Origin of the sequence: Mesorhizobium sp. ES1-1 (assembly GCF_020164785.1) — a bacterium.
Lineage (GTDB): Bacteria > Pseudomonadota > Alphaproteobacteria > Rhizobiales > Rhizobiaceae > Mesorhizobium.
Genome location: NZ_JAIUGX010000007.1, coordinates 37047 through 52793, shown reverse-complemented (window position 1 = coordinate 52793; position 15747 = coordinate 37047). Strand labels below are relative to the sequence as shown.

At 61.8% G+C, this 15747-nt stretch carries 12 protein-coding genes and 2 tRNA genes; 8 read left to right on the top strand and 6 right to left on the bottom strand.

From position 1 onward, the window contains the following. Positions 1-2 precede the first annotated feature (2 nt). The 4 genes from LB513_RS13540 to LB513_RS13525 are packed head-to-tail and all read left to right on the top strand — an operon-like array spanning position 3 to position 3902. Positions 3-1019, top strand: coding sequence for an ABC transporter permease (locus tag LB513_RS13540; RefSeq protein ID WP_224664018.1), 1017 nt, complete (start codon positions 3-5; stop codon positions 1017-1019). Beyond that, on the top strand, positions 1019-1903 hold the full coding sequence (ddpC, locus tag LB513_RS13535; RefSeq protein ID WP_224664017.1) for a D,D-dipeptide ABC transporter permease: 885 nt from the start codon (positions 1019-1021) through the stop codon (positions 1901-1903). Before LB513_RS13540 ends, ddpC begins: the two co-directional genes overlap by 1 nt. Beyond that, positions 1900-2895 carry an ABC transporter ATP-binding protein gene (locus LB513_RS13530; RefSeq protein WP_224664016.1) on the top strand — a complete coding sequence of 332 codons (996 nt, stop codon included), beginning with the start codon at positions 1900-1902 and terminating at the stop codon, positions 2893-2895. Before ddpC ends, LB513_RS13530 begins: the two co-directional genes overlap by 4 nt. After that, positions 2892-3902 carry an ABC transporter ATP-binding protein gene (locus LB513_RS13525; protein ID WP_224664015.1) on the top strand — a complete coding sequence of 337 codons (1011 nt, stop codon included), beginning with the start codon at positions 2892-2894 and terminating at the stop codon, positions 3900-3902. The genes LB513_RS13530 and LB513_RS13525 overlap by 4 nt, the downstream gene beginning before the upstream one ends. On the opposite strand, the gene LB513_RS13520 is transcribed toward LB513_RS13525, so the two are convergent. Continuing rightward, on the bottom strand, positions 3899-5368 hold the full coding sequence (locus tag LB513_RS13520; RefSeq protein WP_224664014.1) for a M81 family metallopeptidase: 1470 nt from the start codon (positions 5366-5368) through the stop codon (positions 3899-3901). The two genes, LB513_RS13525 and LB513_RS13520, sit on opposite strands and share 4 nt — an antisense overlap. Here LB513_RS13520 and LB513_RS13515 point away from each other — a divergent pair. Next, positions 5300-6784: an amino acid deaminase gene (locus tag LB513_RS13515; RefSeq protein ID WP_224664013.1), complete on the top strand. Its 1485-nt coding sequence runs from the start codon at positions 5300-5302 to the stop codon at positions 6782-6784. The genes LB513_RS13520 and LB513_RS13515 overlap by 69 nt on opposite strands. Positions 6785-6809: 25 nt before the next feature. Here the strand turns inward: LB513_RS13515 and LB513_RS13510 are convergent, their stop codons facing one another. Both LB513_RS13510 and LB513_RS13505 read right to left on the bottom strand, forming a co-directional pair. After that, positions 6810-8468: a serine hydrolase domain-containing protein gene (locus tag LB513_RS13510; RefSeq protein WP_224664012.1), complete on the bottom strand. Its 1659-nt coding sequence runs from the start codon at positions 8466-8468 to the stop codon at positions 6810-6812. A 110-nt stretch (positions 8469-8578) separates the two neighbouring features. Beyond that, positions 8579-8654, bottom strand: a tRNA-Val gene (locus tag LB513_RS13505). A 217-nt stretch (positions 8655-8871) separates the two neighbouring features. On the opposite strand from LB513_RS13505, the gene LB513_RS13500 reads away from it, so the two are divergent. Then, positions 8872-8948: transfer RNA gene (locus LB513_RS13500), tRNA-Asp, on the top strand. A gap of 766 nt (positions 8949-9714) precedes the next feature. Next, positions 9715-11187, top strand: a complete 1473-nt coding sequence (locus LB513_RS13495) for a pilus assembly protein TadG-related protein (RefSeq protein ID WP_224664011.1) — start codon at positions 9715-9717, stop codon at positions 11185-11187. Between the two features lie 38 nt (positions 11188-11225). Here LB513_RS13495 and rbsK read toward each other — a convergent pair whose 3' ends face one another. The 3 genes from rbsK to LB513_RS13480 are packed head-to-tail and all read right to left on the bottom strand — an operon-like array spanning position 11226 to position 13755. Beyond that, complete coding sequence (rbsK, locus tag LB513_RS13490) at positions 11226-12215, bottom strand: ribokinase (RefSeq protein WP_224664010.1); 990 nt, start codon at positions 12213-12215, stop codon at positions 11226-11228. Between the two features lie 4 nt (positions 12216-12219). Then, complete coding sequence (locus LB513_RS13485; RefSeq protein ID WP_224664009.1) at positions 12220-12672, bottom strand: RbsD/FucU family protein; 453 nt, start codon at positions 12670-12672, stop codon at positions 12220-12222. 24 nt (positions 12673-12696) lie between these two features. Next, positions 12697-13755 carry an ABC transporter ATP-binding protein gene (locus tag LB513_RS13480; protein WP_224664008.1) on the bottom strand — a complete coding sequence of 353 codons (1059 nt, stop codon included), beginning with the start codon at positions 13753-13755 and terminating at the stop codon, positions 12697-12699. 282 nt (positions 13756-14037) lie between these two features. Between LB513_RS13480 and LB513_RS13475 the strand changes: the two genes are divergently transcribed. Then, positions 14038-15702, top strand: a complete 1665-nt coding sequence (locus LB513_RS13475; RefSeq protein ID WP_224664007.1) for an ABC transporter substrate-binding protein — start codon at positions 14038-14040, stop codon at positions 15700-15702. The last annotated feature ends 45 nt before the right edge of the window (positions 15703-15747 follow it).

Below are 15747 nucleotides of genomic sequence, written 5' to 3'. Positions count from 1 at the left end.
GTATGTCGCTCATTTCAACGATCCTTCGGCGCCTTGTCCTGCTGGTCTTCGTGGTGGCCGGCGTCGCGGTGGTCACTTTCACCATTTCGCATCTCATCCCCGGCGATCCGGCCCAGTTGATCGCCGGGGACAAGGCCTCGGCACAAACGCTGGCGCATGTCCGCCAGGAGCTTGGGCTCGACAAGCCTGTCACCCAGCAGTTCGGCATCTATGTCAAACAACTTCTATCTGGCGATTTGGGCCAGTCCTTGCGAACGCGCCGCCCGGTGCTCGGCGACATCGCCCTCTTCCTGCCTGCAACGCTTGAACTCGGCATCGCCGCCCTGATCATGTCCATCATGATCGGCGTGCCGCTCGGCGTGCTCTCGGCGATCTACAAGGATGGTCCGATCGATCAGGCAGCACGTGTCGTGTCGGTGGCCGGCATTTCGATGCCGGTGTTCTGGTTCGGGCTGGCGCTCATCCTGCTGTTTTATGTCAAGATACCGATATTGCCGGGAAGCGGCCGCATCACGCTTGGCATCGCCGCGCCGCCACGATTTACCGGCTTCTTCCTGGTCGACTCGCTGGTCGCAGGCGACATGAAGGCTTTCTGGTCTTCGCTCTATCATCTCATCCTGCCGGCTTTCGTCCTCGCCTTCGCCAATCTCGGCATTATCACGCGCCAGATCCGTGCATCGATGCTGGACGTCCTGCAGGAGGACTATGTGCGGACCGCGCGCGCTAACGGACTGTCGCGCCCGGCGATCATCCTGCGGCATGCCTTGCCCAACGCGCTGATCCCCTCCGTGACGCTGCTCGGCCTCGCCTTCGGCGATTTGCTCTACGGAGCGGTGCTGACAGAAACGATCTTCGCCTGGCCAGGGATGGGCAGCTACGTCGTGTCCTCGATCCAGACACTGGATTTTCCCGCCATCATGGGCTTCACCATCGTCGCTTCACTCGGCTACGTCCTGATCAATCTCGCGGTCGACCTGACCTATATGGTGCTCGATCCGCAGATCAGGGAGCTTGGGTGATGGCGGTGGACGGCATTGCCGCACCGCGACGCGCCGCACCCCGGCTCGGGATCGGGCGGCTGTGGTATCGCGTCAAGGGAAGTCCGCTGACGCTGATTGGCGCGGCGATCGGGCTGCTGGTCCTGATCGTTATCATCGCCGCGCCGGTGTTGGCGCCCTACCCTCCGGACAAGATCTCGCTTTCGGCCCGGCTCGCAGCGCCAAGCCTGCAGCATTTTTTCGGCACAGACGAAGTCGGACGGGACCTGTTCTCGCGGGTGCTCTTCGGTGCACGGGCATCCTGCGGCATCGCCTTTGCCATCGTCATCATTTCTACCGTCATCGGATCGATCGTCGGCTGCCTGTCCGGCGTCATCGGCGGCGTCGTCGACACGGCGATCATGCGGCTGATGGACGTATTCCTCGCTCTGCCGGCGCTCATCCTCGCCATGGCTCTGGCCGCTGCGTTGGGGCCGAGCCTGTTCAACGCCATGCTGGCGGTTGCCGTGGTGCGGGTGCCCGCCTATGTGCGGCTGGCGCGCGGGCAGACGTTGTCCTTGCGAAACCGAACCTATGTGAAGGCATCGCGCAGCTTCGGCGCATCGCCTGGCTATCTCTTGCGCTGGCACATCCTGCCTAATGCCCTGTCGCCCATCATCGTCCAGGCCACGCTCGATCTCGGCGGCACCATCCTGACGGCCGCCGCGCTGAGCTTCATCGGCCTTGGCGCACAACCACCGACGTCCGAGTGGGGATCCATGGTCTCGAGCGGGCGCAATTATTTCCTCGACCAATGGTGGTATGTCACCTTTCCAGGCTTGGCGATCCTGGTCAGCGCCATGGGCTTCAACCTGCTGGGCGACGGGTTGCGCGATATGCTCGATCCAAGGCTGGGTGGCCGATGACCGCAGCGGATGGCGACTCGCTTCTCGAAATCTCCGATCTCTCCCTCGAGTTCCGCACCTATCGCGGGCCGATCAAGGCGCTTAACGGGGTGAGCCTCAACGTTCGCGCGGGTGAGATCGTCGGGGTCGTTGGGGAGTCCGGCTGCGGCAAGTCCGTGACGATGATGGCCGCGACACGGCTCTTGCCCGAGGGGAGCGCGCGCATCACCGGCGGCGGCATTCGCCTGTTCGGCAGCGATCCGATGAAGCTCAGCGAGCGGGACCTGCAGCACGTGCGCGGACGTCTGGTATCGACGATCTTCCAGGAGCCTATGAATGCGCTCAATCCGACCCGGCGCATAGGCGAGCAGGTGATCGAGGTCATTCGCCGGCATCAGCGTCTCGACAAGTCTGCTGCCGCCGGCAAGGCCGCAAGTCTGCTGCGCGACATGCTGATCAGCGAACCGGAACGCATCATGCAGTCCTATCCGTTCGAACTTTCCGGCGGCATGCGGCAGCGCGTGCTGATTGCAATGGCCTTCTCCTGCGAACCCAAGCTCATCATCGCCGACGAACCGACCACCGCGCTCGACGTGACGGTGCAGGCGCTGATCCTGAGCCTTATCAAGCAAAAGGCAAGGAGCACCGGCACGGCCGTCGTCTTCATATCGCACGATATGGCCGTGGTGTCGCAGCTTTGCGACCGGCTCTATGTGCTCTATGCCGGGCGGGTGGCGGAGGCGGGCACGACCGCCTCGGTGCTGGCCGCGCCAGCCCATCCTTACACGCGCGCCCTGATACGCTGCCTGCCTGGCCTTGCGCCACCCAAGCAACTGCTGGAGCAGATCCCCGGCACCTTGCCGGACCTGCTCGACCCGCCTGCCGGATGCCTGTTTCGAGCCCGCTGCCGAGAGGCCAACGAGCGCTGCGTCGCTGTGCCGCCGCTCGCCGCCATAGAGCCCGCCCGACGCGCCGCATGCTGGCGCCGCATCGAGGAGACGCAAGCCGCGTGACCGAGCCTCCTCTCCTCTCCGTAGAAGACGTCGAAGTCCGCTACCGCGTGACATCGGGATGGTTCGGCGGGGCCGACGTCCATGCCGTCAACGGCGTGTCCTTCAGCGTAGCCGAAGGCGAAACGATCGGCATCGTCGGTGAATCGGGCTGTGGAAAGTCGACACTCGGCCAGGCAATCCTTGGCCTGACGAGCGTTTCGGCCGGCTCGATCAAGCTGCGGGGAACTGAACGCGATCATTCGCGCCGCACTCACATGCAGATCATTTTCCAAGATCCGCAGTCGTCGCTCGATCCTCGGCTACCCGTATGGCGCCTCATCACCGAGCCTCTGCATATTCGCGGCGGATATGCACGGAAAGAACTGATCGATCGGGCGACCGAGCTTGCCGTTTCAGTTGGCCTGCGGCCGGAGCATGTCGACCGCTATCCGCACGAATTCTCGGGTGGGCAGCGGCAGCGCATCGCTATCGCCAGGGCGCTGGCGGTCGAGCCGGCGCTGCTGGTGCTGGACGAGCCGACATCGGCGCTGGACGTTTCGGTGCAGGCACAGATCGTCAATCTCCTGCTGGGGCTGCAGGCAGAGCGAAAACTGTCTTATGTGCTCATTTCGCATGACGTATCGCTGGTGCGGCACGTGGCGGATCGCGTCGCGGTCATGTATCTCGGGCAGATCGTCGAAGAGGGCCCGGCGCTCGACGTGCTTGACGCGCCCAAGCATCCCTACACCAGAACGCTCCTCGATGCCGTTCCGAGTTTCGAACGACCGCTGGCCTCGATCGCAGCCCGGGCCGGCGAGTTGCCCAGCAACCGGACGCTGCCGACCGGTTGCTTCTATCGGGAGCGCTGTCCCTGGGCGACGACCGGCTGCGAGTTGCCGCAGCTCCTCGTGCCCGCCGACGGATTGCGAGCGGTTCGCTGCCACCTCGTCACGGGCGTGAACGAGACAGCGATCCCGCGCCTGGCGTCGCCATCAGCATCATTACTTCCGAACGGTGCCGGTACTTAAGCCGCATCGGCCGCGAATGGGTCCTCCACCTTCGGCCAGTAGGGGTTCTTGAGCTTCGTGTAGGGAATCGAGGCGAAGTTCGGCTGGGTCGCGCCAGGCGGTGCGCAAAAGAGAATGCGGCTTGCGATCGGCGCAAAGCCTGCCTGAAAATGGTAGTTGGACTTCACGATGATGATGCGTTTGCCGGCCGGGTCAAGGCCGAGCGCGGTCATGCAGTCGGGGTGGAAGACCTGTGTGCGCACGGTGTTGATGATCAGGTCGATGCCGCCGTCCGTGGTAACCCACGCAGCGTCCCCAAGCGGCCAGGGCATTGTGCCGAATCGCTGGGTTAGATCGCGGCCGAGGCCGTTGACGGTGATACGCAGGTCCATCGGCATGCCGGAAAAAACGCCGCATTTGCCGCCGATGCGAAGATCGATGGTCCCGCCGACGCCTGCCTCGACACAGAAGCGATAAGCGATCGGATCCCAGTACATTGCGCTGGCGACATCGGTAATGCCGCGTTCGACCAGCCGCCGCAGAATATAGGTCGAGTCGCCCGGCGCGCCACCTCCGGCATTGTCGGACACATCGGCTATCACCACCGGCCCTTCCCTCTCGGCCAGTGCGAGATCCAGCGCCTCGTCAATGCCGAGGAATTTCGGGGTGAGCTCGTGCCTAAGCGCAAAGAGCTGCCTGCCGAACTTCTCCGCCGTGGTCTCGGCCAGTGATTTGTCGCCATCGGTGACCACCAGCATCCTGGCGCCGACGTCTTCGACGTCGCCATGCGGAAAGCCATGGCCAAGCGAGACGGACAGGATACCATCCTTGCCTTCGGCCGCTATCATGCCGTCGACGAAACCGCGCATCGGCTGCTCCTGCACGCGAAAGGTGCTGATCATGCGACAGTCATACAGCGCCATCACGGGCCGGACCTTGCCTTCCACCGCATCGACGATGATCCGGTACAGTTCCCCGGCGCGATCCATGATGTCGGTGTGGGGATATTCCTTGTAGGCGATGATCGCCGTGGCATTGTCGACCATTTCGCGGGTCGTGTGACAGTGCAGGTCAAGCTCGGCACCCACGGGAATGTCCGGACCGACAGTTGCCCGCACATGCGCCAGCAGGTCGCCCTCCGTATCGTCATATCCCTCCGCGACGAAAGCACCGTGCAGCGCGAGCAGCACGCAGTCTACGGGCATGGCGGCCTTGAGGTCGCTGATGATCTCGTCGCGAAATTGCTCATAGACCTTGCGGATGGTGATGCCGCCCGGCTCGGCACAAACGCAAAGACTCTCGATGATTTCGTGCCCATCGGCCTCGCCGCGCTGACGCCAGACATAGAGCTGGCAGGATGGTTCATTGAGCGCCTTGGTGGTGGCGTCGCCGCGGGCAATGCCCATTTCCTCGAAGCTGTGATAGCCGGTCGGTATCGGTGCGAAGGTGTTGGTCTCCGTGTCCATACCCGCTATGAAAATCCGCATCGCGCCCTCTTCGACGGTGTTTCGTTTAAGAAAAATCTTTTCTTATCATCAAACCATTCTATGATTCATGCAAGCGCCAAGCGGGCGGAAAGCGTGGCACCGGGCAGTGCGCTGCAGAACGGCCGTCCGCACGGATGCATGATGAAAGCAGACGCAATGAATCTCGAACTTCTGAACGATCTGGTCCTCGACGAGACAATTAAAGGCATTCCGCCCGGCCACTCTGCGCGACTTCTCGACGTCGGCAAGATGGGCTGGAACCTGATGCGCGGCGACGTTCCGCTTCCAGCAGCCGTGCTCCGCGAATCGGCGCTCGATCACAATTCGCGCTGGATGCAGGCCTTTGTGGCCAGGCGAAACGCCGTGATAGCCCCGCATGTCAAGACCACGATGGCGCCTCAGATCATGGAGCGGCAGCTTCGAGACGGCGCCTGGGGCGTAACGGTCGCAACGCTGCATCAGCTAAAGGTCTGCCGCCGATTTGGCATCGATCGGATCGTTCTGGCTAACCAGCTGGTCGGCAAGCTCGAACTAGACGCCCTGGTGGCAGAACTCAGCGCATCGCCCGGCCTGGATTTCTTCATGCTGGTGGACAGCCTGGAAGGCATCCAAGCGGCATGCGAAGCGGTGCGGCGCGGTGGAGCAAACGCTTCTCCTATCCAAGTGTTGGTCGAGCGCGGATATTTGGGCGGCAGGACAGGATGCCGTGACAATGAACAGGCGCTCGCAATCGCCCGGGCCGCGCGCGCTGCCCCTGAACTGAAGCTCTGCGGCGTCGAAGCCTTTGAAGGTCTTTTGAAACCAAAGAACGGTGGCCCCGCAGATGCGGTCGCCGCCTTTGTCGATGAGATCGTGGCGCTTTTTGGCAGCTGCGCAACGGAAGCTTTGTTCGAACGCACCCCGCCGCTTGTCACCGCGGGCGGCTCATCCTTCTATGATATTGTAATGGACGGCTTGGCCGGTACCGGCGCCCAAATCGTCACGCGCAGTGGTTGCTATGTCAGCCACGATTCCGGCGTTTACCAGGCCGAGCAGAAGCGCATCCTGGCGGCAACCGCCGAGTCTGTCGGGTTGATCAACGCGCTGGAAATATGGACCCATGTCCAATCTTGTCCAGAGCCCGGCCTGGCGATACTGACGGCCGGCAAGCGCGATTTCGGCACGGATTCCGGCTTTCCGGTTCCGCTCCTGATCTCGCGCGATGGCGAAATGCCCGTCAGATTGAGGGACTGCGAGATTATCGCCAGCAATGACCAGCATGCCTATCTGCGCTATCCGCAAACCGCACCCCTCAAGATCGGCGACCGCGTCGGACTGGGGATCTCTCATCCTTGCACGACATTCGACAAATGGGATGTGCTGTTCCTCGTCAACGACGCCTACGACATAACAGGAGCAGTGAAGACCTACTTCTGAGGCAGGCTATTCATCCCGGCGGCGCTCAGATCTGTTCAGCCAGCTTTCGCGCCAGGAACATCGGGCCGACACGGATTCCGGCCCTGCCGATTGCATCGACCGCATCAAGCTCCAGCGTCTCGCCCTCGTAGAGCAGGCCGTGCATCCTGTAGGTGCCATCCGTCAACGGCTCGCAATGGTGCGAGCAGAAATATTCGATCAGGCAGTGGAGGCGGCCGTCAGCGTAGGAAAGATAGGTCGGGTTGAACGCAGGGCCGTAGACGCCGAGATGCGGTTGCAGCGTTTCCGGTATCGGTTCCCCGGACGCCGGCTTGCGCGTCCAGTGCTTGTCCTTCCAGGTCAGGGTCCCGCTTCCGAGATCGTAGGAGAGATCAAGGTAGGGGTAATCCGCTTCCGGTCCATAGATGCGGCCGTCGATGATGAAACTTTCGCCGCCGCTGTGTCTGACCTCCAACGGAACGCCCTCGCCCATCAGATAGAGCCGTCCTTCGGATGCGCGCAGCTCGACCGTTTCGCCTGCCCCAGGCGCGTGATATAGGCCTGGCATGACGGTCAGATGGTCCGCCGACAGAGGCAGGTGCGAAGCCTCCTGCTTGGGCATCGTCCCCATTTTGCGCGCAGCAAGACCAACCTGCAAGGCGCGCCGCGCCAGCCGGTCGGCGATCTGGTTTGAGAAATCGAGGGTCGAGAACACCAGCGCGGCCAGTCCGGCATGCGGCAGCACGAGAAGCTGCGAGGCATAGCCATAGACGGCACCGCCATGGCCGATCGACTTCCAGCCATGGACATTGCCGGTACCAAAGCCCAGGCCGTAACCGGCGAGGCTGCCTGTATAGCCCGCCGGCCGCCGGCCCACCGGCCTCCACATCGTCTCCAGTGAGGCCGGCGACACCACGCGACTGCCGTCGGATGCGAACCCGCCGCGCAGGAGACAGGAAGCGAACTTCGTCATGTCGGAAACGGTCGAATAGACGTTACCGGCGGGCACACCGCCGAGATCGAAGACCGGCGCCGCCAGATCACCGCTGATGGTCCACATCGAGGCAGGCGCCAGCCTGTCACTCACATCGGCCGACAGGGAAAAATGCGTATCGTCCATGCCGAGCGGCAGGAGGATATTGGCACGCACATAGTCGTCATAGGCAAGACCGCTGACGCGCTCGATCACCGCGCCCGCGACGGCAATGCCGGCATTGGAATAATGCATGAGGCCGGCATGCGGATCGGCCTTCAGGACCGAGGATTTCAGGCCATCCACCGTTATAGCGAGCGGCGGATTGCTGTCATCAAGATAGTGGCCGGCCTCCGCCTCCCTGACTAGGCCAGCCGTGTGACTCATCAGCTTGCGCAACGTGATGTCGGGCTGAGAAGTCTCCCCGTCCTTCGCCCGGAAAGGGTTTTCGGGGTTGAAGCCGGGAATGTAGCGTGAGACGGGAGCATCGATGTCCACCATGCCCCGCTCGGCCAATTGCATAATGCCGATGGCGGTGAACATCTTCGTCAGCGAGCCGATCCGGAATAGCGTGCGCTCATCGAGCGGACGCTCTGCGCCCGAATGTGTGACATGGCCGGTGGCGAGCACTCCTTCCCGGTCCGTCAATGCGTAGGAGATCGACGGAATCCGCTTGTCGCGGACCTGGCGGGAAACCAGTTCTTCAATCGCGAGGCGATGGTTCTCGTCCATGATCCAGCACTCTGCCCGCGGCGATCCGGAAAGTTCGACGTCGTCTCACTTCAAGACACAACCTTGGGCCATGCAAGTGTCCGGAGGACGCCGCTTGTCAGCGCGTTGAATGGTGGGCGATGACGGACTCGAACCGCCGACATCTTCGGTGTAAACGAAGCGCTCTACCAACTGAGCTAATCGCCCGCTCCGGGCCGGACCTTTAAGCGGTCGGGCTCTGCTTCGCAAGGCCAAATGATTATCAGCCGAGGCGGTTAAATGACGGATCTGCCGATAAAACGGTAGCTGTCAAAAAACCTTCTCCTGTTTGCCGTTATGCTGTCCCGCCGCGCTTGACACCCGGTGGCGAACCCCTTATCCAGCGGCCCAACGACGAACACGGCTGACACGTGCTCGTCAATGCGCGGGTGTAGCTCAGTTGGTTAGAGTGCCGGCCTGTCACGCCGGAGGTCGCGGGTTCGAGCCCCGTCACTCGCGCCATTCTCAATCACATGGATGATTGACAATGGCCAAAGTCTGAATGCCTAACGGCAGTCAGACTCTTCCCCTTTTGAACAGAAGAGCATTGCGGCCTGAACGGGACTTCTTGTTCCCGCCCAATGATCCGTCATGCCCCTTCCCGATCCCGGTATTTCAGGCTGAATTTTCGGTCGATACGGCTGCGAATCCCAAGGCATGCAGCGCTGCCCCTCGTCAGGTCGGGGGCGAGGCTGCTTCGTTTATGCCGTGTGCTAGCTCCATGCTGGGTTCTTCGCCGGACTGTCGAGCACCAGTGGATCAAACCTGGTCGAACCACCTGGGTTTCTTGTTTTTGTGCCAAATGAAGTACAAGCCAACGAAACTGATCAGTCTTCGTGCATTGTCGCGCTCGTCGCGGTTCAGTGCTTGATAGGTCTTGACCGTCAGCGCGCCTCCCGGAAGGGGGATACGGAACCTCATCGCGGACATCCTTTTGTGCGGCGCACAAATACAAGCTGCCGCGCGGAGCCGAAGTCAAGAGGTCTGTCTCCGTTTATTGCTAATCGATTTCATCCAGCGCGGATTCCATCAGCTATGGGACTTTGAGTGTTCGGCATAGCTGGCCTCAGCGTCGCCGAGGCTCCAAGAACGGCCCGGTGCCTGTGGGGCGCAATGCGTACAATTTTAGGTATTTGTCCCGAGTTTACTAATATTCAACTCTAAAAAGAAACCGATATTCAACGGCCATCCTTTAGCAGGTAGTGAAGTAGATGGGGTGGGCTTATAAATGTTGAAGGCGTTTTTCAGATCCGAAGGCGGCAATCTGGCAATTCTCGGCGCGCTGTGCATGGTGCCGTTGATCCTGGGCATGGGCATGGCGGTGGACTACACCCGCCTGACGGCGGCTCGCAGCAGACTACAAACGGTTGCCGACGCCGCCGCGCTGGCCGTTGCCAGTTCCAAGGAAACGGACCAGGTGCGCATGCGGCAGATGGCCGATGCCTATGTCGCAGCAAACCAGACCGACCCTTCCGTGGAGAATGTGCAGATCGCCTCTCTCTCCGCCAATGACGGCAAGGTCGATATCGCTCTCTCGGCCGACGTCCCGCTCACATTCATGCGCATAGCGCGTATGGATACGATGCATGTCGGCGTTTCGGCCCTGGCCATGCGCGCGGTAACCGGCAGCGTCGAAGTCGCGCTGGTGCTGGACAATACCTATTCAATGGCCGAACTCAACGCGAACGGGGTCACAAAACTAGCATCGCTCAAGACGGCCGCCAACGCGTTGGTCACCGAGCTTATGTCGAACCCAGACGCTGACGTGAAGATTGGGCTGGTGCCCTATGCTGACTATGTCAATGTCGGCACCGGCTACCGATACGAATCTTGGCTCACTGTCCCGGCTGACTACACAGTCGCGGCCGTGCCGAAATCCGGCTGCACGACGCAGTTGACCGAAGTCTTGGGTGCATGCACCGCATATGCGCCGTCATATGATTGTTCGACCTATGTCGACGGGGTCCTCAAGCCAAAGACCTGCACAGGCGCATGTACCGCGAGAAAGCCCAGCACCTGGGCAAACAAAGAGAGTTGCACCACGCCTGCGAAGGCCGCCCAGTACTTCAAATGGTATGGCTGCATCGGATCGCGCAACACAGGCACCTATCGCCTGAACGACACGGTCCCGACGGTGACCTATCCGGGCTATCTCGATACAAGCCAGAAGTGCCTTAACCCGATCGTGACCCTCACCACTGACAAGATTGCCCTCAAGGGCGCGATCGATGGCATGGTTTACAGCCTCGGCAGTTACGAACCCTACACATACATTCCAGCGGGATTAATCTGGGGCATTAACGTGCTGTCGCCGACCGCACCGCTGACCGAAGCTGCCAGCTATGACCTGGCGAACAAAGTGCCGCGCAAGGCTCTGCTTCTGATGACCGACGGCGAGAACACTCGCCGGTTCCAGTCTTCTGATGGCAGGCACGTCGCATTCAGCGCGACCGCCGCAACAGCTGCAACGCAATTGGGCACGGTGAATACCGAGACGCTCACGCTTTGCACGTACGCAAAGAGCAAGAACATCGAAGTCTACTCGGTCGCCTTTATGGTGGACGATGCGGCCGCAAAGACCATGTTGGAAAAATGCGCCACCGACAGCGATCACTATTTCGACGCGTCCGACTCGGCTAAGTTGCTTGCCGCCTTTTCCGGCATCGCGCAGTCGCTCAGCCAGGTACGCTTGGCACGATAGCGAAGCGTTCTGCAAACTTAGGTGGTTCGATGCGTTGCTTATTCCCGCTTGTAATTTGCGCGATGCTCGGGAGTGCCGCCACGGCGGCTCCTGTCGATGATGTGACTAGCTAGAAGAGCGTCGACCTCTTGCAGCGTCGGCATGGAGGGCGCTGTTCCGGGCCGGGTTACCGAGATCCCGGCGACAGCGCAGGCGAAGCGAACGGCTTGCAGCGGTTCGACGCCCCGAGACAAAGCCGCCGCCAAGCCGCCGTTGAACGCGTCGCCCGCTCCAGTTGTCTCGACCACGGGGCCTGCATTGACGGCCGGCACATGGTCGGAGCGGCTCTTGGAATGCAGAAGCGCACCTTTTTCGCCAAGGGTGACGATGACGGTCCCGACGCCTTTGTCGAGCAAGCTGTCGGCCGCGCGACGAGCCTCGTCGACGGAAGAAACCTTCATTCCGGTCAGTTCCTCCGCCTCCGTCTCGTTGGGGGTGAGATAGTCGCACAGTGCGTAGATGCGGTCGGGAAGCGTCGCGGCGGGCGCCGGATTGAGGATGGTGGTCACCCCCGCCCCCCGCGCCATCTCCAGGGCGTGCAGCGCGGCATCGATGGGCTGCTCCAGTTGCGTGACGAAGACGCCGGCAGAGCGGATCAGATCGCCATTGGCTTCGATATCGGCCGGGGTGACCAACATGGCAGCGCCGGGGCTGACGATGATGGCATTATTGCCGGTCGTCTCCTCGACGAAGATATAGGCCGCACCGGTATAGCTTTCGGGCGTGTCGATAACGGCGTTTTTCACACCCGCATCCGCCCAGGTCCGCCTGGCCATGTCGGCGAACGGGTCGATACCAAGTCGCGTGAGAAAGGTCACGTCGGCGCCAAGCTTGCCAGCGGCGACCGCTTGGTTCGAGCCCTTGCCGCCCGGCCCGAGCTTGAATGAATTGCCAAGGATCGTCTCGCCGATGCGCGGCTGGCGGTCGGCGCGATAGGCGGTGTCGGCCACGAAGACGCCCAGGACGACGACAGGCTTTCCGGCGGCCATGCCTCTACTCCGCGTCCGGCGGGATGACGCCCTTGCGAAAGGCGAAACAGCCGTAGAAGCGCCGCTCCCCGGTCTGGATGACGCAATAGGCCTTCTTGGCACGCTCGTAGAATGCGTAGCGCTCCACGGAAATCATTGGCCAGGCCTTGCCCTCGGCTTTGTCGATTTCCTTCTGGACTTCCGTCTGCACCGGCGGAATCTCGTCCGGCTTGCCGACGATCTCCATACGCGCGGCGGCATCATCGACAAACGTGTCCAACGGGTAGAGCGACAGCACGGCCTTCACCACTTCGGACGCCGGCGCATCGATGCGCAGCAGCTTGCCATGCATCGTCTGCTTCGCCACCGAATCGGCGGGGAAATTGGTGTCGGCGATGATCAGGTCATCGCCATGTCCCATGGCCCGCAAAGCCTGAAGGACGTCTGCATTGAGCAGCGGATTGATCCCTTTGAGCATGGTTGTCCTCGTAAGGTGTTGAGACTAGAGACGGCGGCCGGTCTCGGCGTCGAACAGGTGAATCTGGTCGAGCCTCGGCTTCAAAGCCAGCGTGTCGCCGGGCTTGAAGTCGTGGCGCTCGCGGAACAGCGCCACCATCTCACCCTCGCCAAAGCGCAGGAACACCAGCGTTTCCGAGCCGGTGGGCTCGACCACCGATATTTTCGCCGGCACGCCGTCGGCGTGGATTTCGAGATGCTCCGGCCGGATGCCATAGACAACGGCCTGACCGTCCCGCGCGGCATTGTCGGCAGCGACCGGGAACAATGTGCCGGCGATCTCGACGCCGGCCCTTTCGCCCTTGCGCATGACGCCTTTGAGCAGGTTCATCGAAGGCGAGCCGATGAAGCTGGCCACAAACAGATTTGCCGGGCGGTCGAACAGTTCCAGCGGCGCGCCGACCTGCTCGATGCGGCCGTCGCGCATGACGACGATCTTGTCGGCCATAGTCATGGCTTCGATCTGGTCGTGGGTGACGTAGATCGTCGTCGTCTTAAGCCGCTGGTGCAGTTCCTTGATCTCGGTGCGCATCTGCACGCGCAGCTTGGCGTCCAGGTTGGACAGCGGCTCGTCGAAGAGAAAGACCTGCGGATTGCGCACGATGGCGCGGCCCATGGCGACGCGCTGGCGCTGGCCGCCCGACAACTGGCGCGGATAGCGCTTCAGATAGGGATTGAGATCGAGGATATCGGCGGCCCGCTTGACCCGTTCCGCGACCACGGCCGGGTCGGTTTTACGCAGCTTGAGGGCAAATGCCATGTTCTGCTCCACCGTCTTGTGCGGATAGAGCGCATAGTTCTGGAACACCATGGCGATGTCGCGCTTGGCCGGTGGGAGATGGTTGACGACGCGATCGCCAATGGTGATCGTGCCGCCCGAGACGGTCTCCAGGCCGGCCACCATTCTGAGCAGCGTGGACTTGCCGCAACCGGAAGGGCCGACCAGGACGACGAATTGCCCATCGGCGATGTCGACGCTGACTTCGTGCAGCACCTTGACGGTCCCGAAAGCCTTGGCGACCTTATTGATTGCGACTTGCGCCATGGACTCCCCTTGCGGCTCCCCAGTGCCGTGGGTGCAGAAGCTACCCAACGCGACCTGCCAGGGCAAGTCGGTCTCTTATAGATAAAAATCCGCTTACGTTGACACGGCCTTGGGTTGTGAGAATAGTGACATCGCTGATCCAATGTCGGAGCCGATCCGCAATCGGAACTATGATCGAGCAGGTGGGGTCCTGCATAATTCGCTTACGGCTGGGGAAACGCTGGTGCGCCAGCGTCCGACATCGGACACATCCATTCACACTGATCCCGGGAGGAATAGTCGATGAGAACAGGTCTTTACGAAAAGCTGGTCAATGCCGGCGCCACGAGGCGTGACATATTAAAAGGTGCGGCCAGCATGGCCGCCATCGCGGCGGCATCCGGAGCCGGGCTTGGCGCCTTGACGCGCCCCGCTTCGGCGGCGAGCGAACTGCGCACCAAGATCCTGCAGATCCCAGGCGTCGGCAAGGGTCAGCCGACGGATGCCGATTTTCAGAAAGTCGGTGAGCTCTGCCTCGAGGCGACCAAGGCCAACGTCAAGGAAGGCGAGTTCGCCGGCGTGGAGCTGACCTTCATGGGTCTCAACAACCAGAACCTGCATAACGTCCTGTTTCGCGGCTTCCTGAAGCCTTGGGAAACCTACACGGGCGCCAAGATCAACTGGATCGACCTGGCACAGGCCGACTACAATGCACGGCTGCAGCAGTCCATCGCCACCGGAACCGTCGATTTCGACATCATCGAGATGGGTGCACCGTTCGAAGGCGATGTTTGCGGCAAGGGCCTGACCTCCGAAATGCCGGACTGGGTCAAGAAGCAAATCGACTTCGACGATCTCGTCAGCTATCTGAAGCCGCCGGTGGGCACATGGAATGGCAAGCAATACCGCGTCACCGTTGACGGCGACGCCCACAACTTCAATTACCGCAGCGACGTGTTCGCCGATCCCGACCTCGCGAAGGCCTGGAAGGATGGCGGCGGTGAAGGCGAATGGGGCGTGCCGAAGACCTGGCAGCAGGTTCAGGCCGTGACCAAATTCCTCAAGGGCAAGAAGCTCAAGGACCAGGATGTCTATGGCTATCTCGATGCGCCCAAGCCTTGGGGCGGTTTCGGCTTCTACTTCCTAGGCAGCCGCGCCACCGCATATGCCAAGCATCCCGACGACAAGGCGTGGCTGTTCGACGCCGACACGATGAAGCCGCGCATCAACAACCCGGCCTGGGTGCGCGCCATCCAGGACGTCATCGATGCGCTGCCATCCGAACCCGCCGACCAGATCAACGCCGATCCGAACACCACCGCCTTCCAGCAGTTCCTGGCCGGCACCGGCTCGATGGTCACCTGGTGGGGCGATGTCGGTTCCAACGTCAAAACCAATGACAGCTCGGTCGTCGGCGACGTCACGGGCTTCTCGATCCTGCCGGGCTCCGACGACGTCTACAATTCGAAGACCGGTCAATGGGACAAGCTCGCCAGCGGCCCGAACTATGCCCCCAACTGCGCCTATCTAGGCTGGGGCGTCTATGTCATGGCGAGGGTCGACAGCGACGAGAAAAAGAAGAAGGCGGCCTGGTCGGCCGCTGCGCATCTCGGCGGCAAGGATCTGTCGATCTGGACGGCGATGTATCCGTCAGGCTTCCAGCCCTACCGCAACTCGCATTTCGACATTCCGGAGTGGGTCGCGGCCGGCTACGACGAGGCGTTCATCACCTCCTACCTCAAGTCGGAGTCCGACAGCTATAACCACCCCAACGCGGCAATCGAACCGCGCATCCCCGGCATCTTCCAGTATTACAGCGCCGCCGAGGATATTCTGGCCAACACCTTCGCCGGCAAGATGAAGGCGCAGGAAGGCGCCGACGCCATTGCCGCAGCCTGGGAGAAGCTGACCGACCAGATCGGGCGCGACAACCAGATCAAGCTCTACAAGGCTTCGCTGGGCATGTAGGCTTGCTTCCAACGGTGGTCCGGCGGCAGCGCCGGACCACCGCCG